Below are 23,095 nucleotides of genomic sequence, written 5' to 3'. Positions count from 1 at the left end.
AAAAAGGGATCAGGCTGTAAGCCTGATCCTTTTTACGCACAGACGAAATACCGTCCTCTGTTTTTTGAAAACATCACCAGTCTGAATCCCAGTTTGTATCACTGGAATCCCAACTATCGTAATCCGAGGAACTGCTCGAACTGGATGACTCCTGGAGATCTTCCCATATCCTTGATTCTGTGAAATTGCTTTGCCCCCAATCGGGATCATAGTTTCTGCCCGAATAATACTCTTCGATGGTTTCTCCCGGATAATCTGTTTTATGCCAGTCAGTATCATCATCGGATACATACCATACGGAGTTGTATCTATAATATAGCGTGTCATCACCGCTTCTGTAATACCCGTTCCGTCTATAGTCGAGATATCCTATCAATAAAAAAAGGGCGACAAACAGAATAAATAAATACAATATAATATTCGATGAGGTATATCTGCTTCTGAACCTCTTATGCTTCTGTTGAGGTTGAACCATCTGTTTTGGTTCTCCGTCCGGATAGATGCCCCTGTTATGGCATTCATCCAGCAGCTTCAGGAACAGTTCCTTCACCGCGTTTCCCTCGTCCGGCCCGTCATACCGGACCGCCCGGGTTCCGTTTGCCTTGTTCTTGTAAACAATATACCGGCCGTTCTGCTCATAGATACCGAAGGCCTTCGGTTCCTGGTAGTTCTCCCCAATAAAGAACCGCATCCGCTGAAGGGGCATTCCCCGCTTTCTGCAGTATGACTTCAGTTCCTCAATGGTCTGGGGAACTTCATTGGGAGCGCCGCACTGCGGGCAGACCGGTTCGTCAGAGCGGACGGAGCCACCGCAAACCGAGCATGTTTTTGTCCAGATCATAATTGTCTCTCCTGTAAAGATCAAACAATTGATTTCATCTTATTATGACGATTTGCAAATCAAAATATAGCACCTTTTTTGTCCTTTTCCTGTTTTTCCCGGAATAGATACAATGCCATACAAAAAACCCCGGAACTCATTTGAGTTCCGGGATATCAGTGAGCCCTCAGTTTGCTTCAGATATCATACTTCTTCAGCAGCAGGTCCAGGCCTTCCCGCAGAAGGATCGCCTCTCCGACACCTTCCCGCTTGGACAGCTTCGCCAGCCGCTGCAACTGGTCCTGGGTGAAATGGCTGGTCTTGGGAACCATTTTCTCTTCCTTGGCCATGGCCACCTTGTTGCCGCCCGCGACCTTGGCCCGGTACAGCGCGCCGTCCGCCTTCCGGATCAGTTCCGCGCAGCGGTTCGCGTCCTCAAAAGCCGTTGCCATACCCACCGTGATGGTCTGCTGTACGCCGTCCGGCGTCTTCACATTGTAGTTTTTCCTCATATCGTTCAGCAGCAGGAAGATATCCTCCCGCTCCATGGTTCCCCGGAAGATGATCCCGAACTCGTCCCCGCCGATCCGGAAAACCTTCACGTCTTCCGGCAGGCTCGCCCGGATATACTTCCCGGCTTCGATCAGGACACGGTCCCCCTCTTCCCGGCCGAAGTCCTTGTTGATGTGATCGAACTTGTCACAGTCTGTCAGGGCAATGGCAACCACCTCGCCGTTCGCTTCCGCGTCGGAATTCAGGATGCTGTTGACCTCTTCCTCAAAGGCATCTCCGGTCGGGAACTTCAGTGCGTCGTTCACAGCGGTGATCTTCTTCTCCGCATGGATCTTTCCCAGGCCTTTATGATCTTCCACAGTGATCGGATGCATTTCTTCCTGCTTCTTCATTTTCATGTTCTCCTTTCGGTTATATATCCTGATATTATTTCTGAAATAATATCTGTTGGCTAATACTTACCACATCGTCTTTCATATGTCAATACCCAAAATAAAAAATCCGGAAAAATCTTTCCGGATTATTGCTTAATGGTCCATCCGTCACTTGCTGAAGCGCAGCACGTTCCAGGATTCCTTCCTCAGCCGGGCTGTCAGGATTCCTTTCTCCGCCCGGGTTTCCGTGTTCACCCGGGGCAGGATACGGTCAGGATGCTCCCAGCTGTTCGCCGCGTGCGCGTCCTCCGTGAACATTTCGATATGCTCCGTGAACTTCCAGCCCTCAAAGCCGCGGACATCCAGCTTCAGTTCCTGGTCCTCCGCCGGATCCCCGTTGATCACAAACACCGTCATCTCCCCGGCTTCCTCGTTCAGGGCCGTAGCCGCCTGTACCGTCTGCACGCCGGTAAACCCGCCGTACTGGTTCATGTCATCAATGGCATAACCCGGAACGTCGTAGGTATCGCAGCTGACCTCGCATTCCAGGGAAACGCCCTTTGCCCAGCGGATCATCTGGGTAAAGGGATAGTGAGCCGCGCCTTTCCATACATGCTCCCGGTCCGTGGCGCACAGCGCGCCGAGACCGCCGGTGGCGCAGCCGATTTTGATCCGGTCCGCGTGGCGAAGCATCACCAGCATCGTGCTGGCCATTCCCAGGGTCTGCAGCATCTCATGGTCCCGCGGCGGGTTGCGCAGGGTGGACCAGTCATCCGGATCATGGCGGACATACTTCCGGCCGGGCACAAAGACGCCGAACATATCCGCGTTCTGCCGTCCCGCCAGGCCCAGGTGCATCTCGCCCTTCGGCCGGATCATACTGCCGTATTCATCCAATGCCAGCATCATCTTCTTCGGGGAGCGAAGCTTGGTTTTGACAAAGTCACACAGGGCGATCTCCGTCCGGATATAATCCTCAAACGCCTGGTATCCCGCCAGCAGGGCCTCGGGCATTTCCGGAGGCGCCGGATGATAATGATGCAGGGAAATATAATCCACCGCCGCGTAGCATTCCTGCAGCACCTGCAGGTCCCAGTCCGGATAATGGTTCAGGAAGGGAGAACTGGATACGCAGGCGATCGTTTCAATGGACGGGTCCACCCATTTCATGGCCTTGCTGGTCTCATGCGCCAGTACGCCGTAGCCCCGGGGATCCTTTTCCCATGAAGCGATCTGCCACGGTCCGTCCATTTCATTGCCGAGGCACCAGGTCTTCACACCGTAGGGCTTCTCATGCCCGTTCTTCTTCCGCAGGTCCGACCACCAGGTGCCGCCCTCAAAGTTGGTGTATTCCACGCAGTCTGCCGCGTCCTGCAGCGTACCCGTCCCCAGGTTCACCGTATAGATCGCTTCCGTGCCTGCCTTTTCCGCCCACTGCAGGTATTCATCATGACCCACGTCGTTCGGGATATACTGGAACCAGGCCATATCCAGGTGCGTCTTCCGCTGCTCCTTCGGACCGATGGAATCCTTCCACTGCCAGCCGGAGACAAAGTTTCCGCCCGGCAGGCGGACCGCCGGCAGCCCGGTTTCCTTCAGGGCTTCATAGAAATCTTTCCGCAAGCCCTGTTCATCCGCGGACGGATGTTTCGGGTTGTACATGGTTCCGTTGACCATGGAGCCGATCGGCTCCAGGAACGCGCCGAAGAGCCGTCCCGAGATCTCCCCGATCCTGAAATCCGGATGGAGAGTCATTTTTGCTTTTTTCATCGTTTTTTCTCCTGTGTTTTTATTGCAGTCCGATCGCGGTCACGGTAAAGGCTTTGCCCTCCTCCGTCACCCGGATCTCCAGCGTATGCTCCGCGGCTTCCTTTTCATCCAGGACCAGCACGACCTCGCTCTGCCCCCATTTATCCTTGCCGCCTTTGACTGTCTTCACCACACGGCCGTCGATCAGGATCTCCGCCGCGCCGAAGGAAGCGCTGTTGGTCGCCTTCCAGGCCACCAGACACTTCCGGAAAATGCCCCTGACAGTCAGGGGATCCATCGGATCCTTCACATTATGATAGAAGTTTTTCCCGCAGACCCAGCCCACCGGCTGGTTGTGGTAGCTGCCGCTGTCCGATCCGGGGAACCCGCCCCGGTCCACCGTAAACTCTTCTGTTTCCGTATCGCCGAAGATGGTTTTCAGCCCCATGAAATCGGTGCCGTATACCGGCTTCACATCCAGGTCCGGCGCCGCGTCGGTCTCAGCCTCCGCCGCTTCCGTGACCGCCTGCATCAGGCAGTCCGTCATGATCCGGTGTCCCAGGGAAGTGGGATGGTATTCATCGGAGAAGAAGCCTTCCTTTTTCAGTTCCTTTCCGAAATGGCCGTAGAAGCCGTCCTTGATGGAGACCATCATCAGGTCATAGTTCTTTCCGATCCTTCTCAGGTCGTTCTGCAGGTTAAAGCCGTTCCGGAATACCGCGAACAGCAGGATCACCGCCGGCTCGTTCGGCGCGTCCAGGATCTCCTTCACCATGGACTCAAAGCAGCGGTGCTTTGTGGGTTCCTCCCAGTCGTTCACCGAAAATTCGATCACCACCACGTCCGGCAGGCCGTCCGTATCCGCAGCCGGCACCCGGTTCACGACCTCCCGCTGATACCGCATATAGCCGAAAGGCGACGGCGTACCGCCCACGCCGGCGTTCACAAAACACACGTTGCTGCCATTGGCCGCACCATACTCCGTCCGGAACCGGATATGGAACCTGGAAGCCCAGCATTCCTTGTAGCTGGAGGCTCCCGCGCCTTCCGTGATGGACCCGCCGATGGTGGCCAGGGTGATCACTTCACCGCTTTGGGCCCGCTCGATCACCTTTTTCAGCCTTGCGTTGTTTCCCACGCTCATGACGGAATCCCGGAGAGCCTGCCGGTACCATTCTTCATCAAACATTGTTTTCTTTTCCTCTCCCCATGCGGTACTGACGCAGAGCAGCATCAGGATCATCAGCACGGATACCCATTTTTTCATAGCTGTTTCTCCCGGTTTTCCGTTTTCCGGATATTTTGTTTTAGCATACCCGCGCCGGCCGGGCGCGTCAAGTACCAGCTCGTCTCCGGCTTGAAGTTTCCGGGCAATACCGTTACAATAATCTCCGGCGCTTCACAAGGCCGCGCCGCAGAAAGGAACCCCTGTATGAAAGAAGAAAACCTGAACTGGGAGGAAGTCTCCACAGAACATATTGTGCAGGACGAATGGATCGACTTCCGGAGATCCGCCTACCGTTCCCCGGACGGCCGGATCTTCCAGCCCTATTACAGCTTTACACGCCGGAATTATGTGGTCGTTGTCGCCTCGGATGAGAACGGCCGTTTCCTGTGCGTACGCCAGTTCCGCCACGGCATTGGTCAGGTGACCACCGAATTCCCGGCCGGCGCCATTGAGCAGAAGGACGGGGAAAACCCGGAGGAAGCCGCCCTGCGTGCCGCCAAGCGGGAGCTGCGGGAAGAGACCGGCTGTGAATCCGCCTGCTGGCGTCACCTGCTGACCATTCCCTCCAACGCCACCATCTCCGATAACTATGTCTGGCTCTTCGCGGCCGAAAACTGCCGGAAGACCTCCGGCCAGGAACTGGATGAGATGGAGCGCATCGGCGTCCTGACGCATACTGCGGAAGAGATTGACACCCTTCTCGCCGGCGGGGAATTCCCCCAGGCCGTCCATGCTCTGGCCTGGCTGCTGGCAAAACAGCAGTCTCCTGTGTAACGCGCAGCATCCTGACCTGTATATCTGTCAGCCGTTCTATTTCGCCTGATTTGGCAAAATAGAACGGTTTTTCTTTTCACACCGGCTCTGTATCCTGCCCGCGGCATCAGTAAAATCAATGTTGTGGTGAATATCATGAAAAGGATGTGAGGGGTCTTCTCAAAATCGGTCAATGGATTTATGATGCCATTGACCGGAGCGGTCAACGGAGGTGCACCCATGAACGAAAAGTTCTTTTCCCTGCCCGCTGAAAAGCAGCAGGCCATCCTCAACGCGGGATACCGGGTTTTCTCCCGGAATTCCTACAAAAACAGCCCCATGAGCGAGATCGCCGAAGCGGCAGGCATCAGCAAATCCCTGCTGTTCCATTACTTCCATAACAAAAAGGAACTGTACCTTTATCTCTGGAACAAAAGCGCGGAGATCAGCATCGAAGTCATGACCCGGTTTGGCTGCTATGACCGGACCAACCTGTTCGATGCCATGGAGCTCGGAACCATCGCCAAGCTGGAGATCATGCGCCTGTATCCGGACATGAGTATCTTTACCGTAAAGGCCTTCTACGAGAAGGACGAGGAAATCTGCGCCACGATCCAGGAGAGCTACCACAGGTACTTTAACCTGAAGGCCGACAAAACACGGCTGAACCTGGATCCGGACCAGTTCGTTCCCGGCCTGGATATCCCCATGATGTACCGGGAGATGTACTGGGCGGCGGAAGGATACCTCTGGGAGATGCTGCTGCAGGGCGACCTGGATATTGACAAGGTGGAAAAGGATTTCAAAAAGCTGATCGTTTTCTGGAAAAGCATTTATCAGCGTAAGGAATAACAAAAAAGGAAAAGAGGGAGTCATTTGGAAAGCAAAGCAATCATCGCCGAAAACCTGACCAAGTTCTACGGCAAGGCCAGGGGCATTGACGGCCTGGACCTGGAAGTTGCCCCGGGCGATTTCTTCGGGTTCATCGGACCCAACGGAGCCGGAAAGTCCACCACCATCCGGACCCTGCTGGGGCTGATCTCACCCACCTCCGGCAAGGCACAGGTTCTGGACCTGGATATTGAAAAAAACAGCAGGGAGATCCTGCGGCGCGTGGGATACCTTCCCTCCGGCTCGTCCTTCTATAACGGGATGCGGGTCCGGGATATCCTGAAGCTGTCCGCCGACCTCCGCCGGAAAAACTGCGACGCTGCCGCCGCGGAACTGTGCGAGCGGCTCCAGCTGGACCGGAGCAGGAAGGTGGAGGATCTTTCCTTCGGCAACCGAAAGAAAGTCGGTATCGTCTGTGCCCTGCAGCACGATCCGGAACTGCTGATCCTGGATGAGCCCACAGGCGGCCTGGATCCCCTGATGCAGCATGAGTTTTTCAGCATCCTGCAGGAAAGGAACCAGAAAGGGACAACCGTCTTCCTTTCCAGCCATATCCTTTCCGAGATCCAGCGTTACTGCAGCCGGGCTGCTGTGATCCGGGAGGGAAAGATCATTGCCTGTGACAGTGTGGACAGGCTGGCGAAAACCGGAGCCCGCCGCGTCACCTTCCGGGGAACCCTGCAGCCGGATGCCCTGCCCGATGTCCGGGACTGGACAGAAACGGACGGTACCGTCAGTTTCCTGTACAACGGCGAAACGAACCGGCTGGTCCGGACGCTCGCCGGCCTGGACGTTCACGAGCTGACCATCGCGGAACCCGACCTGGAAGAGATCGTCATTCACTTTTATCAGAAAGGCGGTGAGCAGGCATGACCCTGGTCCGTCATGAACTGAAGCAGTCCTGGAAAGCCCTCCTGATCTGGACCCTTTCCATCGGAGCCTTTATCATCATCTGCCTGTTTATGTATCCCGAGATGAAGAGCCAGATGAACAGCATCAGCTCCATCTTTGCCTCCATGGGCGCGTTTTCCTCCGCCTTTGGGCTGGACACCCTGGATTTCGGATCCCTCAAGGGCTTTTACGGCATTGAGTGCGGCAATATTCTCGGCATCGGCGGCGCGCTGTTCGCTGCCCTGATCGGCATCGGTGCCCTGGCCAATGAAGAGAAAAACGGCACCGCCGAATTCCTGCTGACCCATCCTCTGAGCCGTTCCGGGATCGTCACCGCCAAGCTGGTCTCTGTCCTGATCCAGGTACTGATCCTGAACGTCTCCGTCTGGCTCATGGCCGTTGGTTCCATCGCCGCCATCGGTGAACCCGTTCCGTGGAAGGAAGTGACGCTGCTTCACACAGCCTATTTCCTGCTGCAGGTGGAACTGGCCTGCATCTGCTTCGGCATCTCCGCCTTCCTGTGGAAGGGCGGGATCGGGATCGGTCTCGGTCTGGCCATCGCCCTGTATTTCATGAACATCATCGCGAACCTGACCAGCAAGGCGGATGTGCTGAAATACATCACCCCCTTCGGCTATGCCGACGGGTCTGAAATCTTCAGCAAAGGCGCGCTGGATACCTGCAAACTGCTGGTCGGCCTGGCGTTCACCGCCGTTGGCGTTGCGCTGGCCTACTGGAAATACAATCAAAAAGATATCCGGTAATTGCTTACCGGATATCCTGTAAAAACTGTTTATTCTCCTCCGGAATAGATGTCCTGATAGAGTCCCAGCTCGATCAGCTTGTTCCGGAGGCTTTTCATATCCTCCCAGGCTTCCCGTTTCTTGTCCGGATCCCGGAGCAGCGCCGAAGGATGATAGGTGGGCATGATCCACACGCCTTTCCGTTCCGTCCACCGGCCCCTCTCCCGGGTGATCCGGATCTCCGGGTCCAGGATATTCTTCGCCGCGGTACCTCCCAGCAGGACAATAACCTTCGGCCGGATCAGCCAGGTCTGCATCCGCAGGTGGATCCGGCAGGCTTCCGCCTCTTCCGGCGTCGGTACCCGGTTGTGCGGCGGCCGGCACTTCACGATATTGCAGATATACACCCGGTCCCGCGGAAGCCGGATCGCCTCCAGCATCCTGGTCAGCAGCTGTCCTGCCGCGCCGACAAAAGCGAGACCCTGCTCATCCTCTGTCTGCCCGGGACCCTCGCCGATGAACATCAGCGGGGACTGCCGGTCTCCCTGTCCGGGAACCTTGTTTTGTATATGCTGGCAGAGCGGGCAGAGCCTGCATTCCGCCACCTGCCTGTCAAACAGTTCCCAGGTGATCTCCTCCACAGTCCCCACCTCCTCCGTTCATGCTTTTCCGGCTGCCTGTCTTTTTATCTTGTCACCGCGGACGTTTTTACCCAAAGGGCAGGGCGGACAGTACCCTGGTCAAAATGCTCGTAGGCACTGGTGAAGCCGCTTCCGGCCATGCACAGCGCGTTGTTCTTGAATGCGCTTGTACGAAGCCACCACCAGCAGTAATTCACCCCGTCAACCTTTTCCAGTTTTACATTCTTTTTGCTCAGGGCAACGGTCGGTTCACAGAAAGCATACTGTCCTCCCACCTTGGTAAGGAGTTCATAGTAACTTATGCAGAAAACCTTGTCCTCCGTCACGCCGGAGAAACGGTTGGACGTATTGGCATCGGCATAGCTTTGTTCCAGGGTGTCCTCCACCTGGGTCACCTGGATCGCTGCGGCTTCCTCGTCGGTAAAGGCAGCCCGGATGAAATCATCATTCAGCCATTTCCGCAGGGAGCTGTCTCCCCAGGCCGCTCCGTTGGATGATTTGTTGAAAGGCAGTTTCTCCAGCGCTTTCTCACTAAGCAGGAAAATGCTTCCGTTGGTGAAATCCACATCCAGGACCACCCACCGGATCGGTTCGTCGCCGTTTCCTTTGTTGCCGTCCTGCTCATAGTGCCCGAAATTCACATACTCACCGGGCCAAATGAACGTGGATTCCGCGAACGCGGAGCTGAGTCCAAGGATCATTACCACAGCCAGGATCAGGGCAGTTGCACGTTTCATTGTCGTTCCTCCCTTTGTTCAGGTTGTTTTTTGGTCTTCAGCCTCTTTATTTGTGCGCGTTGTGTTATGAGCTGCTGATTACCGCCATTATATAGAACAATTCCCCAAAACACAAGGAATGATTCTGTCCCGCCCGTTCCCGCTTGTTGGCCTGCCGCCCCTGTGCTATACTTTGGGGCAGGAAAAGCAGCATTCATATTTCCATATAAAGGAGGCCCGGTATGAGTTCACAGGAACAAAGAATCCTTCATCCTTTCGGGCCGCTGTTCGGGCCGGAAAGCCGGATCCTGATCCTGGGATCCTTTCCCTCTGTGAAATCCCGGGAGCAGAACTTCTTTTACGGTCACCCGCAGAACCGGTTCTGGAAGGTCATTGCGGCCCTGTTTGACCAGCCGGTGCCTGCAGATATTCCCGCCAAAAAAGAACTGATCCTGAGTCATGGCCTGGCGCTCTGGGATTCCATCGCCAGCTGCGTCATCACCGGTTCCTCGGATGCCAGCATCCGGGAGGTCCGGGCCAATGATCTCAGGATCATCCTGGATTCCAGTCCGATTGAAAAGATTTACTGCAACGGACAGAAATCCCATGAAATGTATAACAGATATATTCTGCCGGTGCTGTGGCGCGAGGCTTCCTGCCTGCCCTCCACCAGCCCTGCCAACGCCCAGTGGTCACTGGAAAAGCTGACCGCTGCCTGGGCCGTGATCAGGGAGGACCTGGATCAGAAATGATCCTCCACCAGGATAGGCTTGCGCACAAACACTTTTTCAAGCACGGCTTCGTTGCCGGATACGGTCACGTCCGGCCGGTACATGGCTTCTGCCAGGCTTACCGCGCCTGACGCCATCTGGCCCAGGGCCTGGATGGAAACCGTCAGGTCCGGCTTTTCATCAGTCAGTTCGGCGCTTTCTCCGTGTACCGCCCAGGTGCCGTTATTCTCAGGGATCTGCATATCGCCTTCCACCCGGATGACAAATCGGCTGTTGTCCGGTTTTTTGATGATCTCCAGCAGCCGCTTCGCGTTGACCGCCCGGATCATATAGCTCTGGGAGGCTGTCTGCTGGATGTCGTAAGCCCGGGGCGTCTGGATCACAGACAGCAGTTCCAGGCAGGATGGCAGGAACAGGCGGATGGTGCCGTAGTCCGCGCTGAAACGGGCCAGGAAGCCCAGGATCGCGCAGAAGCCGTCCCGGCCGTCCCAGGCCAGGTCCTGCACGTTCAGGATCGCCGCCGGATCGTTCCGGACGTCCTGGAAGATCAGGTAGGCCACGGCCTTCCCGTTTTCACGGAACAGGTAGCAGAACTTCCGGTCCTTGTAGTACTCACCCTTGATGCGGTCCAGCATCCTCTTGTCATCCCGGTACATGGCCAGGTTGAAATGATCAGCGAACCGGTTATACAGCGTCGTATACTCGCTCACCGGATCCCCGGGTTTCCATAGCTCCGCGTCCCCGGAAAAGCGGTAACCGCTCAGCACGGCCGGCGCAAACTCATAGTGGTCCCGCCACCGGACGGTTTCATAGCCGAACTTGCGGTAAAACGCGTGGTTGAAGGGATACAGGGTGGAGATGATCTCTCCCCGGCGGTAAGCTTCCGGGATCAGCTTTTCAAAGATGGCCTTCACAGCACCGGTGTTCCGGTATTCCGGCAGGGTGGATACCGCGCCGATCCCGCCGTTCATGACCCGCTGTCCGTCCAGGCGGCTTTCAAAGTGGTTGTTGATGATCCGGGCCATGATCTTTCCGTCTTCCGAGAAAGCACCCCAGTCCTCATCGGTGGACTTCAGGCTCTCTTCCCGGTTCTTTTCCGGATCTTCCATTTTCATATGAAAAGCCACGGTGGAGATCAGGTTCGCCTCAAAATGTTCTTCCGGTTTCAGTTGACGTACTTCCATACGATTGACTCCCGTTGTTTGTTTCTTATTCAGCCGGCCAGTTTTTCTCAATATCCGGCAGGATGTTCCGGTCTGCCGGCAGCCAGTTCACAGTACCCAGTTCCTCCCGGCCCAGCCATCTCGCCGCTTCATGTTCCAGCAGTTTCGGCTCGCCGGAGGTGATTTCGCACCGGAAGCACTGCATGGACAGGTGGAATTCCGGATAGTCGTACTCCACGTCGCAGATATGGGAAATCACGGTGATGCCGGTATCCAGTTCCTCCCGGATTTCCCGGACCAGCGCTTCCTCCGGGGTTTCCCCCGGCTCGATCTTTCCGCCGGGAAACTCCCAGTAGTCCCGCCAGTCCCCGTATCCCCGCTGTGTCGCGAAAAGCTTTCCCCCATGAAAGATGAGGGCCGCGACTACCCGGATGGTTTTCATTCCAGCGTCCTGCCTTTCAGGTTGTTTCTTCTCACTCGATGCCGGTCATGTCGTAGTTTTCCAGCCAGTTCTTCGCTGTAGCGCAGACGGTCTTCAGGCACTTTTCGTCGAAGGGGCTGACCAGTCCGGCGTTTGCCAGCAGATCGGTGAAGGTCCGGCTTCCGCCCTGCTTCGTGTAAGCCATGTAATACTTCCAGGCTTTCTCCCGGCTTTCCTGGAGCATGGACCAGATCTCCAGCGAAACGGTCTGCGCCAGGCAGTAATCGATATAGTAGAACGGGCTGGCGTAGATATGACTCTGCCGCTGCCAGCCTTCACCCTCACTGTAGAAGGGGATCTCGCCGTCCAGCTTCATCCAGGGCATATAGACTCCCAGCAGTTTCTTCCAGGCGTCATGCCTTTCACGGGGCGTCCAGCCGGGATTCTCATACACCAGGTGCTGGAAATGGTCCACCATCGTTCCGTAGGGAATAAAGGTGAGCGCCGCGGACAGGTGGCTGTAGAGGAACTTCCGGGTATCCGGTCCGAAGAAGTTCTCCGCCCAGGGCCAGGCCATAAACTCCATGGACATGGAGTGCACTTCGCAGGCTTCCATGCTGGGCCATACATAGCTGGAGGGGATCCGATCCCGGTTCATCCAGGCTTCAAAGGCGTGTCCCGCCTCATGGGTTACGACCTCCACGTCTCCCTGGGTGCCGTTGAAATTGGCGAAGATGAACGGTACGCCGTAATCCATCAGGCCGGTGCAGTAGCCGCCGCCTTCCTTGCCCTCGGTGGAGAGCACGTCCATCAGTTTCCTGTCCAGCATCATGTTGAAGAACTCGCTGGTCTCCGGGGAAAGCTCGTCATAGAACTTTTTGCCGGCAGCCAGGATATCGTCAGCCGTTCCCTGGGGCCGGGGATTGCCGGAACGGAATTCCAGCGCGTTGTCGGCAAAGCTCATGGGGTATTCCTTGCCAAGGCGCTTCGCCTGCTCCCGGTAGATGCTGTCCGCCACGGGTACCAGGTAGGTCCGCACTGCCGCGCGGAACTTCTCCACGTCTTCCTTGGTGTAGCAGTTCCGGCCCATGCGGTAGTATCCCAGGGTGGTATAGCCTTCATACCCCAGTTTCCTGCCCATGGTGTCCCGCAGCTTCACCAGCTTGTCATAGATCTCATCCAGCTTGTCCTGGTTATCCTTGTACCACTGTCCTTCGGCTTTCCAGGCAGCCAGGCGCTTCGCGTCATCCGCGCAGGTCTTGAAGGGAGTCAGCTGGGAAAGCGTGTACACGCCGCCTTCAAAGGGGATCTGGGCGGAAGCGATCAGCTTCTGGTATTCATTGCGCAGGTCGTTTTCCTGCTGCAGTTCGGGAATGATGTCCGGGGAGAAGGTCTTCAGGTCGATCTCCGCGTTGATGAACATCAGGTTGCCGTACTCCGCCTCAAAATCCGCGCGGAAGGGTGAGGCCAGCATCGCTGCGGTCCAGGCCTGTTCAAACTCCTGCAGTTCCGGACCGGTCTGGTTCCAGAATTTGTTTTCTTCATCGTAGAAAGTATCCCGGGTATCGATGGAATGGCGGACACTGGCCAGTGTTGCCAGCGTATCCACATGGCGCGCTTCCTTTTCCTTCTCCAGGAAAACTGCCTTTGCTTCCTCATAGCTCTTCGCGCCCTGCAGGCGTTCCGTCAGGGCTTTCAGCTTTGCCTTGAGTTCTTCAGGATCCGGGCGTTCATAGGGCATTTCAGGAAAAGTAATCATGGTTTTTACTCCTTCACTCTGTAGAGGATTTGGGAATCCTCCCGGATTGTATCATAAAAACCATGATCTGTAATTCGTTTATGCGATTGTATACAGAGAATCCGTCATTTTCAGGCTTTTTTCCCGAGACGGCCTTTAAAATCCGCGTAGCCGAAGCCCGTCAGTTTCCTGAATTGTCCATTCCGGTCCATTCCATAGATGTCCGGCAGCGGCATACCGTTGAACGTGTTGTTTTTGCAGGTGGTATAGATGGCCATGTCGCCGAATACCAGGCGGTCGCCCGGTTCCGGTTCGCTGTCCAGGCTGTATTCACCGGTCACATCGCCTGCCAGGCAGGTGGGTCCCGCCAGCCGGAAGACGTTTTCCCCGGCGTTTCCGGGCTCCCCGTTCAGCAGCGGCGGGATATAGGGCATCTCGATCACGTCCGGCATATGGCAGGCGGCGCTGGTGTCCAGCACAGCCGTCCGGATGCCGCCGTTTTCCGTCACGTCCAGCACCGTGGTCACCAGGTAGCCGGCGTTCAGTGCCACAGCTTCCCCCGGTTCCAGGTACACCTGCAGGTTCCACTGTTCCTGTGCCCGGCGGATCAGCTTTTCCAGCAGCGTCCGGTCATAATCCTCCCGGGTGATATGGTGCCCTCCGCCCATGTTGAGCCACTTCATCCGGGGCAGGATATCCCCGAAGCCCTTTTCCACGGCGGCCAGGGTTGTCTCCAGCGCGTCGGCGCCCTGCTCACACAAGGTGTGGAAATGGAGTCCGTCCAGCAGGCCGGCCAGCTCTTCCGTCATTTCCCGGTTCCATGCTTCCCGCGTCACGCCCAGGCGGCTTCCCTTCGCGCAGGGATCATAGATGTCATGCCCTTCCTGGGTGGAGCATTCCGGGTTGATCCGCAGGCCGATGCTTTTCCCGCTTTCCTTCGCAGCCGTCCCGAACTGCTTCAGCTGCCTCACGGAATTGAACACAATATGGTCCGCGTACCGCAGCAGCTCCCCGAACTCATCCTCCCGGTAAGCGGCGCAGAAAACATGCACCTCTTTCCCCGGCATTTCCTCCGCACCCAGCCTGGCTTCATACAGGCCGCTGGCCTCGGTTCCCGCGAGGTAAGGGGCCAGCAGCGGATAGAAATCATAGTTGGAGAAAGCTTTCTGGGCCAGCAGGATCCGGCATCCGGTGTGCTCCGCCACCGAAGCCAGGATCCGCCCGTTTTCCTCCAGCCGTTTCTCATCCACCACATAGCACGGTGTCCGGAGCGGGGCAAAGCATGCCGGCGCGTTCCGGCCGGAAAGACCCCTGAATACTTCCTGCCTGTCCATCAGTCCACCAGTACCGGATTGTGGTTCTCCCTGCGGGGCAGGCCGTAACGGTCCAGCGCGTCCAGGAAGGGATCCGGATCAAATTCTTCCACCGTGTATACACCGGGCTTGTTCCACTTGCCGGTCAGCAGCATCATGGCGCCGCACATAGCCGGAACACCCGTGGTATAGCTGATCGCCTGGCTTTCCACCTCCCGGTAGCACTCCTGGTGATCGCACACGTTGTAGATATAGTAGGTCTTTTCCCTGCCGTCCTTTTTACCGGTAAAGATGCAGCCGATATTGGTCTTGCCGTGGGTCCGCGGGCCCAGGCTTGCCGGATCCGGCAGCAGTGCCTTCAGGAACTTGATCGGCACGATCTCATGTCCCTCGAACATCACCGGGGTGGTGGACAGCATGCCCACGTTCTCCAGGCAGCGCATATGGGTCAGGTAGCTCTGGCCGAAGGTCATGAAGAAGCGGATCCGTTTCACTTCCGGAATGTTCACCGCCAGGGACTCGATCTCCTCATGGTGCAGCAGGTACATATCCTTCTGTCCCACGTCCTCGAAATTGTACTCCCGCTTAATGCTCATCGCGGGGATCTCCACCCATTTACCGTTCTCCATATAGCTTCCGGGCGCGGAAACCTCCCGCAGGTTGACCTCCGGGTTGAAGTTGGTGGCAAAGGGATAGCCATGGTCGCCGCCGTTGCAGTCCAGGATATCGATGGTGTCGATGATGTCGAATTCATGCTTCTTCGCGTAGGCGCAGTAAGCCTGGGTCACGCCGGGGTCAAAGCCGCAGCCCAGCAGGGCGGTCAGGCCGGCCTGCTCGAACTTTTCGCGGTAGGCCCACTGCCAGCTGTAATCGAAATAGGCGGAGAAGCCCTGCTCTTTGCACCGCTTCTCGTAGATGGCCCGCCATTCCGGATCGTCCGTATCCTCGGGCTCGTAGTTCGCTGTATCCATATAGTTCACGCCGCAGGCCAGGCACGCGTCCATGATGGTCAGGTCCTGGTAAGGCAGGGCGATGTTCATCACCAGCTCCGGCTTGTAGTCATTGATCAGCTTCTTCAGCTGTTCCACGTCGTCCGCGTCCACCTGTGCGGTGGTGATCTTCGTTTTTGTTTTTCCTTCCAGCGCTTTGGCCAGTTCATCGCACTTGGACTTTGTCCGGCTGGCGATGCACATTTCCGTAAACACGTCGTCCGCCTGGCAGCACTTCCGGATCGCCACGTTGGCCACGCCGCCGCAGCCGATTACCAATACTTTGCTCATATGATTCTTCCTCCTGTTTCTGTCTTATTGATAAAGGGCCAGCAGCATTTCCCGCACGATCTTGCAGGCCGCGGCCGTGGACGCGCCGCTTGCGTCCAGCATGGGAGCCAGTTCATTGACGTCGGCTCCGACAATGTTCAGCTTACTCACCGTCAGGATCGCATTCAGCAGTTCCGTGAAGCTCACCCCGCCTGCTTCCGGCGTCCCCGTTCCGCAGAAGAGGGCCGGATCCAGGCAGTCCAGGTCCACCGTCAGGTAAACGGGCACCTGCTCCCGGGCCAGCTTTTCCGTCAGATCCTCCAGGCCTTCAAAGCTGAACTTGTGCATGTCCGTATGGGCTTTGGCGAATTCAAACTCCGCCTTTTCCCCGCTGCGGATGCAGAACTGGTGGATCCGGCCGTCGCCGGTCAGTTCCTGGCAGCGCCGGATCACGCAGGCATGGCTCAGCTTCGCGCCCAGGTAATCATCCCGCAGGTCCGCGTGGGCATCGAAGTGGATGATATGCAGGTCCGGATACTTTTCAATGACCGCCCGCACAGCCCCCAGCGTCACCAGGTGCTCGCCGCCGACCAGGAAAGGCATTTTTCCGTCCTGCAGGATCTCTCCCGCCTTCTCTTCAATATCCTTCAGCGCCGCTTCCGCGGAACCGAAGCACAGCTCCAGGTCCCCGCAGTCAAACACGCTGATGTCAGCCAGGTCCCTGTCCTGGTAGGGGCTGTAGGTTTCCAGGCCGAAGCTTTCATGGCGGATGGCGGCGGAGCCGAACCGGGCGCCGGGCCGGAAGCTTGTTGTGGAGTCAAAAGGAGCGCCGAACAGCACGATCCCCGCGTCTTCATAGGCGCTGTCGCAGCCGATAAAGGTCTCAACATTCCGGTTCACGCTTCCACCTCCTCAAGCATCTTCTCCAGGTAAGCCGGCAGGTAAAAAGAGCCGATGTGCAGCTTGGTCGTATAGTACTTCGTGCTCAGGTGCAGGCTCTTCCAGTGTTCCTCATCAAAGTCTTCAATGGGATGGTATTTCTTGCTGGCAAAGCCGAACAGCCAGTATCCCGCCGCGTAGGTCGGGATATGTGCCTGGTAAACCCGGCTGATCGGGAAGGTGTTCACGATCCGCTTGTGGCTCCGCTGCATGGCCTCTGCGTCGTGCTTGTAAAACGGGCTTCCCTGCTGGTTCACCATGATCCCGTCCTCGTGCAGGGCGTTGTAGCAGATGCCGTAGAACTCCCGGGTAAAGTAGCCTTCGGAAGGACCGAAGGGATCGTTGGAGTCCACGATGATCAGGTCATATTCATCCGTGCACCGCCGGATAAACCGCAGCGCGTTGTCAAAATAGATGTGCACGCGGCTGTCATCCAGCTTGCAGGCATTCTCCGGCAGGTAAGTGCGGCAGGCCTCGATCACCTGTCCGTCCATTTCCACCAGGTCAATGCGCTCCACCGTATCATAGCGGGTCAGTTCCTTCACCACCCCGCCGTCCCCGGCGCCGATCACCAGGATGTCCTTCACGTTCTTGTGAACGGACATGGGGATATGGGTGATCATCTCGTCGTAAATGAATTCATCCCGTTCCGTCAGCATCACGTTTCCGTCCAGGGCCAGCACCCGGCCGAATTCAGGGGTGTCGAAGATGTCGATCTGCTGGTACTCGCTTTTCCCGGAGTACAGGTGCCGGTTTACCCGCAGGCTGTGCTTAACATCCGGGGCATGGCATTCACTGAACCAGAGTTCCATGAGACCTTCTCCTCCTCCCTGATAATGTTGATATTCTCGATCATCGGATCCTCGGGGCCCGTCACGGAGCATCCCTTCGCCTTGGCATAGACGATATAGTCCAGGATCTCTTTCGTGATACGCTCACCGGGTGCCAGGATCGGGATTCCCGGCGGGTAGCACATCACGAACTCACTGCAGATGTAGCCCTCGCTTTCGCTCAGCGGCACGCTCTTCTTGTTGGCGTAGAAGGCTTCCTGGGGGCTGTAGACCACTTCAGGAGCAATGTACTCCTGGCTCAGCAGGCCGTAGGGATCCTTCATATACCGCCGCTTGATCTCCGCCAGCGCGCTCACCAGCCGTTCCAGTTCCTGCATCCGGTCACCGATGGACAGGTAGGCCAGGATGTTGCCGATGTCGCCAAACTCGATCTGGATATCATATTCATCCCGCAGGATGTCATAAACTTCAATGCCCGCCAGGCCGATGTCCCGCGTATGCACGCTCAGCTTGGTGGGGTCAAAATCATAGATGGAATCGCCGTTGATCAGTTCCCGGCCATAGGCGTAGTAGCCGCCCACCGCGTTGATCTCCTCCCGGGCGTATTCCGCCATCTCGGATACCTTCCGGAACACGGTCTTGCCGCGCTGGGCCAGGTTCCGGCGGCTGATATCCAGGCTGGACATCAGCAGATAGCTGCCAGAGGTGGTCTGGGTCAGGTTGATGATCTGACGCACATGGCCGGCATTCACCCGTTCCCCGGTCAGCAGCAGGCTGGACTGGGTCAGGCTGCCGCCGCTCTTGTGCATGGAGACCGCGGCCATATCCGCCCCCGCCTCCATGGCGGTCACCGGCATTCCGTCGCCGAAGTAGAAGTGGGTTCCGTGGGCCTCATCCGCCAGGCACAGCATGCCGGCTTCATGCGCCATCTTCACGATGGTGCGCAGGTCGCTGCAGACTCCGTAATAGGTGGGGTTGTTCACCAGGACAGCCACCGCGTCCGGGTTTTCCTGGATAGCCTTGCGGACCTGGTCCACACTCATGCCCAGGGAGATACCCAGCTTCCGGTCCACGTCCGGATTGACGTAAACCGGCACCGCGCCGCAGAGCACCAGGGCGTTGATCACGCTCCTGTGCACATTCCGTGGCAGGATGATCTTCTCTCCCCGCTTGCAGCAGGACAGCACCATGCTCTGCACAGAGCTTGTGGTCCCGCCCACCATCAGGAACGCGTTGGCCGCGCCGAAAGCGTCCGCGGCCAGGATCTCCGCTTCCCGGATCACAGACACGGGATGACACAGGTTGTCCAGCGGCTTCATGCTGTTCACGTCCACACCCACGCATTTTTCCCCGAGGAACGCCGTCAGCTCCGGATTGCCCTTTCCGTGCTTGTGGCCCGGCACGTCAAAGGGCACCACCCGCATTTCGCGGAAGCGCTCCAGCGCCTCGTAGATCGGCGCCCTGGACTGGTCGTACAAGTACTTTCCCATACTCCACCTCAAACAAAAAACGCAAGCTGTAATCACACAACTTGCGTTATTATCCACATGCAGTCAGGTTCCTGTCCCTGTCCTTCACGGCATACAGGCAGTTACGCCCGCCGTTTCAGGCACGGCAAAGAGGTTGGAACGGAATATCTGTGGTGCTCGGCATACAGAGTCTATATAGCAATACTTACTTTTACTACTCTTATTGACCATTTCACAAGTTTGCGTGTATTACGCATTTCGGTTATAAAGTAACCAACTTATAAAACTGAGCTTTTAACTCAATCAATAGGGGCGGAAACCGCCCATCGGCAGTGGACCCGGCTGTCCGTATGGCCTCGACTCCGTATCGGAGTGGTCCCGTAAATTGCTTAAGACGCTGATGACAAAATCACCTTGTCTTAATATTCCCTCTTCCCTGCCTCTCTCAGGAAAGCGCTGGGAATATATTATCATTTTCAGCTTGTCCGTCAAGGGGAAAATGAAAATAATGCAGAATTCATAATTCACAATTCATAATTAAAGGAACGGAGATCTCTTGCTGCCGGCTTCCCTGAGGTCGGGTGATATATGGTCCGGTGGAAAGAGTCCTCGGGAGGAGATTAAGTTCGCTTCTTTGGATTATTCACAGCGTTTTGATGTCATTTCGACCGACTGAAAGGAGTGATGAAACCTCGTTTTCCTGTCACACATACTATCATTATGAATTCTGAATTATGAATTGTGAATTTCTTAAAACAGTGTCATCTGCTCAAACCTGTCCGGGAGTTCACTCATATACCCGAAGCATTCCTCCGGCGTGCTCATGATCCCGTGGTCCCGGCAGAAGGTTCTGAAGAGATGCATCAGCTCCCGGCTTTTTGGACTGGGAACTTCATAGGCGTTCCCATAGGTCCGGATATATCTTTCCTTCAGTCCCGGGAAGTGCCTGTCCAGGGCGGCGTAATAGTATTCCCGGTCCCCTTCCCGCAGCGTCAGCCCCATACCGAAACAGATGATTCCCTTCACCTGTACCTGCGCGCAGGCTTCCAGGATCGCCCGGATGTTTTCCGGTGTGTCATTGATAAAGGGCAGGATCGGAGACAGCCACACAACCGTGGGAATTCCCCGTTTCCGCATTTCCTCCAGCACCTCCACCCGCCGCTGCGTATTGCAGACGCTGGGTTCCAGGATCCCGCACAGTTTTTCGTCCCAGGTAGTCAGGGTCATCTGCACAACGCATTTGGCTCTTTTGTTGATTTCCTCTAGCAGGTCGATATCCCGCAGGATGCGGTCGGATTTGGTCTGGATCGCCGCACCGAACCCGTATTTGCAGATGATCTCCAGGCATTTCCGGGTCAGGCCCAGCTGTTCCTCACAGTGCATATACGGATCGGACATCGAGCCGGTTCCGATCATGGCCTTCTGCCGTTTGGACTTCAGGGCCTGCTCCAGCAGCTCCGGCGCGTTCTGCTTCACCTCAATGTCTTCGAACGCATGGGTAAACTGATAGCATTTGCTCCGGCTGTCACAGTAAATACAGCCGTGGGAGCATCCGCGGTAGATATTCATCCCGAAACGGCCTTTGCCGCCGGTCAGGATTCCCTTTGCGTCCACAAAATGCATCAGCGTTCCTCCGGGTCAATTCCCATCTTCACCGTCAGATCCCCCAGGGACTTGTCATACTGGGCGCGGCTGATCGCGCCGTTTTCCAGGAATGTATCCAGCAGTTCCTTCTGCCGGAAATACAGTTCCCGCTTCTTCATCTCCGCGGTTTTGGGTTCCCCGTTCGTTTCTTCCACGGATGTCCCTCCGTTCCGTCAGTTTCCCTCAAACTCATCAGCGTGCTTTTTGAAAAAGTCATAATATACCCTGGGATTCTTCAGCTCCGTCCAGCTGTCCACCACCCGGGATCCGTCATCCAGGTTGATGATCTTCGCTCCCGGGAAAGCCAGCAGGAAAGGTGAATGAGTGCTGATCACCAGCTGGTTCCCGCAGTACCGGACGGAATCCGTCAGAAAGTCCGACAGGATCATCTGGTTTTCCGGGCTGAGGCTGTTTTCCGGTTCGTCCAGCAGGCACAGGGTATCCGGCTCAATCTTTGTCTGGAAAAACATGAGGGCGCTTTCTCCGTTGGAACGCTCCCGAACGGTCTTTCCGGACTCTCCTTCGATAAACCGGCTGCGGGTCTTCTTCCGGGCATCGGTGATCCGGCGCAGATGCTCCAGGTCATCCAGGGAACTGATCCGGAAGCGTTCCCGCTTCAGCTCATAATACTCCTCCGCCAGTTTTTCCCGTTTCCGGTCGATCCCCTCATTGATGGAGCGGATATCCAGCATCATGTCAAACACGTCATCGCTGGTAATGATCCGGCTTTCCGGGGGAACCGCCTCCTCCAGGGTCACCTGGCACCTGTTCACAAAGCTCTCAAAAAACCGGGACCGGTTATATGCGCTGTTCCGCTTCAGCCCCAGCTTTTCCGCTATTACGTTCAGCGCCGTGCTCTTTCCGCTTCCGTTTCCCCCGTACAGGATCGTGACCGGGCGGAAAACGATCTCGTCCAGGCCGGCCTTCGGCAGGATCCGGTAGGGATAGACCGACTGATCATAAGTGGTCTTCAGGTTAAACATGAAGTCGGTTTCAGCTTCCTCACCCGGAAAAGTGAATGTACTCAGATACAGCATTTTTCTCCCCAGTTCATCTGACAGCGTCAGGATCAGTCGTCAATGATCTCCGCGTCATCCGGAATGCTCCGGATCAGCATGGCGGCGTTATTGGACAGCCTGATATTCTCATCCGGCGGGAAGCTTACTTTTCCGCTGAAGCTGCTCTTGTCGCAGTGAACATCCAGCTTTGTGTCCAGCAGCCCAAGGTTGTCCGGCAGGTTATTCGCAAAAATGATGCTTCCCGCGCTGACGCCGATCACAAGACCGTTATCCCGAATGTAGGACAAAAGCGAATCACGGAATCCGGTGGCATTGATCCTGTTCAGCAGGTAGGAAGTCCGTCCGCCGCAGAAATAGATCACATCAAAAGCTTTCAGTTCGTCTTCCGGAATGCTCTCATGCAGGTCAAACACCTTGATATTCTCTTTGGGAATGCCGCATTTCAGCAGGTCCTCCATGCATTTGGGCAGCACCGCCACAGCATCCGCGTCAATCGCTGCGGTCGGAATAAAAAGGGCCAGGGCATCGGCCGGATCCTTGCCCAGCATTTCCAGAAAATGGTTCTTTATCTTTTCAGTCTCCAGTCCGCAGGATGTCAGCATAACGCGCATCGTTCTTCCCTCCCGAATTCCCGATTCAAAACTGCTGTCATCATTTTATCATGCAGCCCCATTGATAGGAAGGCGAACAAATGAATAATCTGATGAAAATCTCATGAGAAAGCCCGGCATCAGAAGCATGATGCCGGGCTGGTCTGTTTGATGTCCTTATCCGGGTAAAGTTTGGATAAACGCCGCGATTTTCCGGGTGGTTTCCTCCACTGTTTCATTTCCGTTATCAAGAAAAAGTGAAAACTTTCCCCGGTTTTTCCGGAACCACCGGTTATATTCCAGGTGCGGCCGGATAATCTCATCCGAGGTAAATCCCCGCTCTTCAGGCCTGGCTTTCAGCCGCTTTTCGATCACTTCATCCGGCGGGCACAGGGCAATGAAAAAAGTTGCTGTAATCTCTTCCGGCGCAGCTGCCCTTGCGAAATAATCCTGCGGATTCAGGCAGGATACAAACACCAGATCCTTCCCCGCCGCCATGCCGGCAGCCCGCTTCAGGGTATCCTCTCCGTACTTTTCCTCCCGGTCGGTTCCGGCGTAATCCCACCAGTTCAGCCCGACTTCGTCCGAATCAACGCAGGCATAGCGTTCCGGATCCAGCATTCCCGGCAGGCTGTCCCGCAGCGTGGATTTCCCCGCGCCGCAGGTTCCTGTAATCACAATCAGTCTCATTGGATGCAC

General features: G+C 56.3%; 24 protein-coding genes. 5 read left to right on the top strand and 19 right to left on the bottom strand.

Going from position 1 to position 23,095, the window contains the following annotated elements; all coding sequences use genetic code 11:
- Positions 1-73 precede the first annotated feature (73 nt).
- From JYE50_RS13115 to JYE50_RS13100, 4 genes are all read right to left on the bottom strand, one after another.
- Positions 74-841 (bottom strand): hypothetical protein, encoded by a 768-nt coding sequence (locus JYE50_RS13115; RefSeq protein ID WP_084096048.1) that lies wholly within the window; start codon positions 839-841, stop codon positions 74-76.
- A 176-nt stretch (positions 842-1,017) separates the two neighbouring features.
- Positions 1,018-1,725 (bottom strand): GGDEF domain-containing protein, encoded by a 708-nt coding sequence (locus JYE50_RS13110; RefSeq protein WP_179138346.1) that lies wholly within the window; start codon positions 1,723-1,725, stop codon positions 1,018-1,020.
- 150 nt (positions 1,726-1,875) lie between these two features.
- Entirely contained in the window at positions 1,876-3,477 is a 1,602-nt protein-coding gene (locus tag JYE50_RS13105) for an alpha-L-arabinofuranosidase family protein (RefSeq protein ID WP_084096046.1), read from the bottom strand.
- A 19-nt stretch (positions 3,478-3,496) separates the two neighbouring features.
- Positions 3,497-4,723 (bottom strand): SGNH/GDSL hydrolase family protein, encoded by a 1,227-nt coding sequence (locus JYE50_RS13100; protein WP_084096045.1) that lies wholly within the window; start codon positions 4,721-4,723, stop codon positions 3,497-3,499.
- Between the two features lie 165 nt (positions 4,724-4,888).
- Between JYE50_RS13100 and JYE50_RS13095 the strand changes: the two genes are divergently transcribed.
- The 4 genes from JYE50_RS13095 (at position 4,889) to JYE50_RS13080 (ending at position 7,983) form a co-directional block, all read left to right on the top strand.
- Positions 4,889-5,458, top strand: coding sequence for an NUDIX hydrolase (locus JYE50_RS13095; protein WP_084096044.1), 570 nt, complete (start codon positions 4,889-4,891; stop codon positions 5,456-5,458).
- 219 nt (positions 5,459-5,677) lie between these two features.
- Positions 5,678-6,289, top strand: a complete 612-nt coding sequence (locus tag JYE50_RS13090) for a TetR/AcrR family transcriptional regulator (protein ID WP_084096043.1) — start codon at positions 5,678-5,680, stop codon at positions 6,287-6,289.
- Positions 6,290-6,313: 24 nt separating this feature from the next.
- Positions 6,314-7,201: an ABC transporter ATP-binding protein gene (locus JYE50_RS13085; RefSeq protein ID WP_084096042.1), complete on the top strand. Its 888-nt coding sequence runs from the start codon at positions 6,314-6,316 to the stop codon at positions 7,199-7,201.
- Positions 7,198-7,983 carry a DUF2705 family protein gene (locus tag JYE50_RS13080; protein WP_084096041.1) on the top strand — a complete coding sequence of 262 codons (786 nt, stop codon included), beginning with the start codon at positions 7,198-7,200 and terminating at the stop codon, positions 7,981-7,983. Before JYE50_RS13085 ends, JYE50_RS13080 begins: the two co-directional genes overlap by 4 nt.
- Before the next feature lie 29 nt (positions 7,984-8,012).
- On the opposite strand, the gene JYE50_RS13075 is transcribed toward JYE50_RS13080, so the two are convergent.
- Positions 8,013-8,603, bottom strand: coding sequence for a uracil-DNA glycosylase (locus tag JYE50_RS13075; RefSeq protein ID WP_084096040.1), 591 nt, complete (start codon positions 8,601-8,603; stop codon positions 8,013-8,015).
- Between the two features lie 44 nt (positions 8,604-8,647).
- On the bottom strand, positions 8,648-9,340 hold the full coding sequence (locus tag JYE50_RS13070; protein ID WP_084096039.1) for a DUF6273 domain-containing protein: 693 nt from the start codon (positions 9,338-9,340) through the stop codon (positions 8,648-8,650).
- 221 nt (positions 9,341-9,561) lie between these two features.
- On the opposite strand from JYE50_RS13070, the gene JYE50_RS13065 reads away from it, so the two are divergent.
- Positions 9,562-10,071, top strand: a complete 510-nt coding sequence (locus tag JYE50_RS13065) for a DNA-deoxyinosine glycosylase (protein WP_084096037.1) — start codon at positions 9,562-9,564, stop codon at positions 10,069-10,071.
- On the opposite strand, the gene JYE50_RS13060 is transcribed toward JYE50_RS13065, so the two are convergent.
- From JYE50_RS13060 to JYE50_RS13000, 13 genes are all read right to left on the bottom strand, one after another.
- Positions 10,062-11,234 carry a GNAT family N-acetyltransferase gene (locus JYE50_RS13060; RefSeq protein ID WP_084096036.1) on the bottom strand — a complete coding sequence of 391 codons (1,173 nt, stop codon included), beginning with the start codon at positions 11,232-11,234 and terminating at the stop codon, positions 10,062-10,064. The two genes, JYE50_RS13065 and JYE50_RS13060, sit on opposite strands and share 10 nt — an antisense overlap.
- A gap of 25 nt (positions 11,235-11,259) precedes the next feature.
- On the bottom strand, positions 11,260-11,655 hold the full coding sequence (locus JYE50_RS13055) for a (deoxy)nucleoside triphosphate pyrophosphohydrolase (protein WP_084096035.1): 396 nt from the start codon (positions 11,653-11,655) through the stop codon (positions 11,260-11,262).
- Positions 11,656-11,686: 31 nt separating this feature from the next.
- The gene (locus tag JYE50_RS13050) at positions 11,687-13,393 is read right to left on the bottom strand and encodes a M3 family oligoendopeptidase (protein ID WP_366212306.1); all 1,707 of its coding nucleotides are present in this window, start codon (positions 13,391-13,393) and stop codon (positions 11,687-11,689) included.
- A gap of 110 nt (positions 13,394-13,503) precedes the next feature.
- A complete protein-coding gene (gene nspC / locus JYE50_RS13045) occupies positions 13,504-14,706 on the bottom strand; it encodes a carboxynorspermidine decarboxylase (protein WP_084096034.1) in 1,203 nt (400 codons plus the stop codon).
- Entirely contained in the window at positions 14,706-15,965 is a 1,260-nt protein-coding gene (locus JYE50_RS13040) for a saccharopine dehydrogenase family protein (RefSeq protein WP_084096033.1), read from the bottom strand. The genes nspC and JYE50_RS13040 overlap by 1 nt, the downstream gene beginning before the upstream one ends.
- A 24-nt stretch (positions 15,966-15,989) precedes the next feature.
- Positions 15,990-16,844, bottom strand: a complete 855-nt coding sequence (gene speB, locus JYE50_RS13035) for an agmatinase (protein WP_084096032.1) — start codon at positions 16,842-16,844, stop codon at positions 15,990-15,992.
- Positions 16,841-17,695, bottom strand: coding sequence for a polyamine aminopropyltransferase (gene speE / locus JYE50_RS13030; RefSeq protein WP_084096031.1), 855 nt, complete (start codon positions 17,693-17,695; stop codon positions 16,841-16,843). The genes speB and speE overlap by 4 nt, the downstream gene beginning before the upstream one ends.
- Positions 17,638-19,164, bottom strand: a complete 1,527-nt coding sequence (locus JYE50_RS13025; protein ID WP_084096030.1) for an aminotransferase class I/II-fold pyridoxal phosphate-dependent enzyme — start codon at positions 19,162-19,164, stop codon at positions 17,638-17,640. Before JYE50_RS13025 ends, speE begins: the two co-directional genes overlap by 58 nt.
- A gap of 729 nt (positions 19,165-19,893) precedes the next feature.
- Positions 19,894-20,766 (bottom strand): SPL family radical SAM protein, encoded by an 873-nt coding sequence (locus JYE50_RS13020; RefSeq protein WP_084096029.1) that lies wholly within the window; start codon positions 20,764-20,766, stop codon positions 19,894-19,896.
- A complete protein-coding gene (locus tag JYE50_RS13015; RefSeq protein ID WP_179138345.1) occupies positions 20,766-20,942 on the bottom strand; it encodes a hypothetical protein in 177 nt (58 codons plus the stop codon). The genes JYE50_RS13020 and JYE50_RS13015 overlap by 1 nt, the downstream gene beginning before the upstream one ends.
- Before the next feature lie 18 nt (positions 20,943-20,960).
- Positions 20,961-21,824: an AAA family ATPase gene (locus JYE50_RS13010; RefSeq protein ID WP_084096028.1), complete on the bottom strand. Its 864-nt coding sequence runs from the start codon at positions 21,822-21,824 to the stop codon at positions 20,961-20,963.
- Between the two features lie 32 nt (positions 21,825-21,856).
- Positions 21,857-22,417, bottom strand: a complete 561-nt coding sequence (locus JYE50_RS13005; protein WP_084096027.1) for a Type 1 glutamine amidotransferase-like domain-containing protein — start codon at positions 22,415-22,417, stop codon at positions 21,857-21,859.
- A gap of 156 nt (positions 22,418-22,573) precedes the next feature.
- Positions 22,574-23,086: an AAA family ATPase gene (locus JYE50_RS13000; RefSeq protein ID WP_084096026.1), complete on the bottom strand. Its 513-nt coding sequence runs from the start codon at positions 23,084-23,086 to the stop codon at positions 22,574-22,576.
- Positions 23,087-23,095 lie beyond the last annotated feature (9 nt).

Source organism: Aristaeella lactis, from assembly GCF_018118585.1.
In the GTDB taxonomy this organism is placed as follows: Bacteria; Bacillota; Clostridia; order Christensenellales; family Aristaeellaceae; genus Aristaeella; species Aristaeella lactis.
Note: the sequence above shows the minus strand (reverse complement) of the source record. Positions and strands in the feature narration are given on the sequence as shown.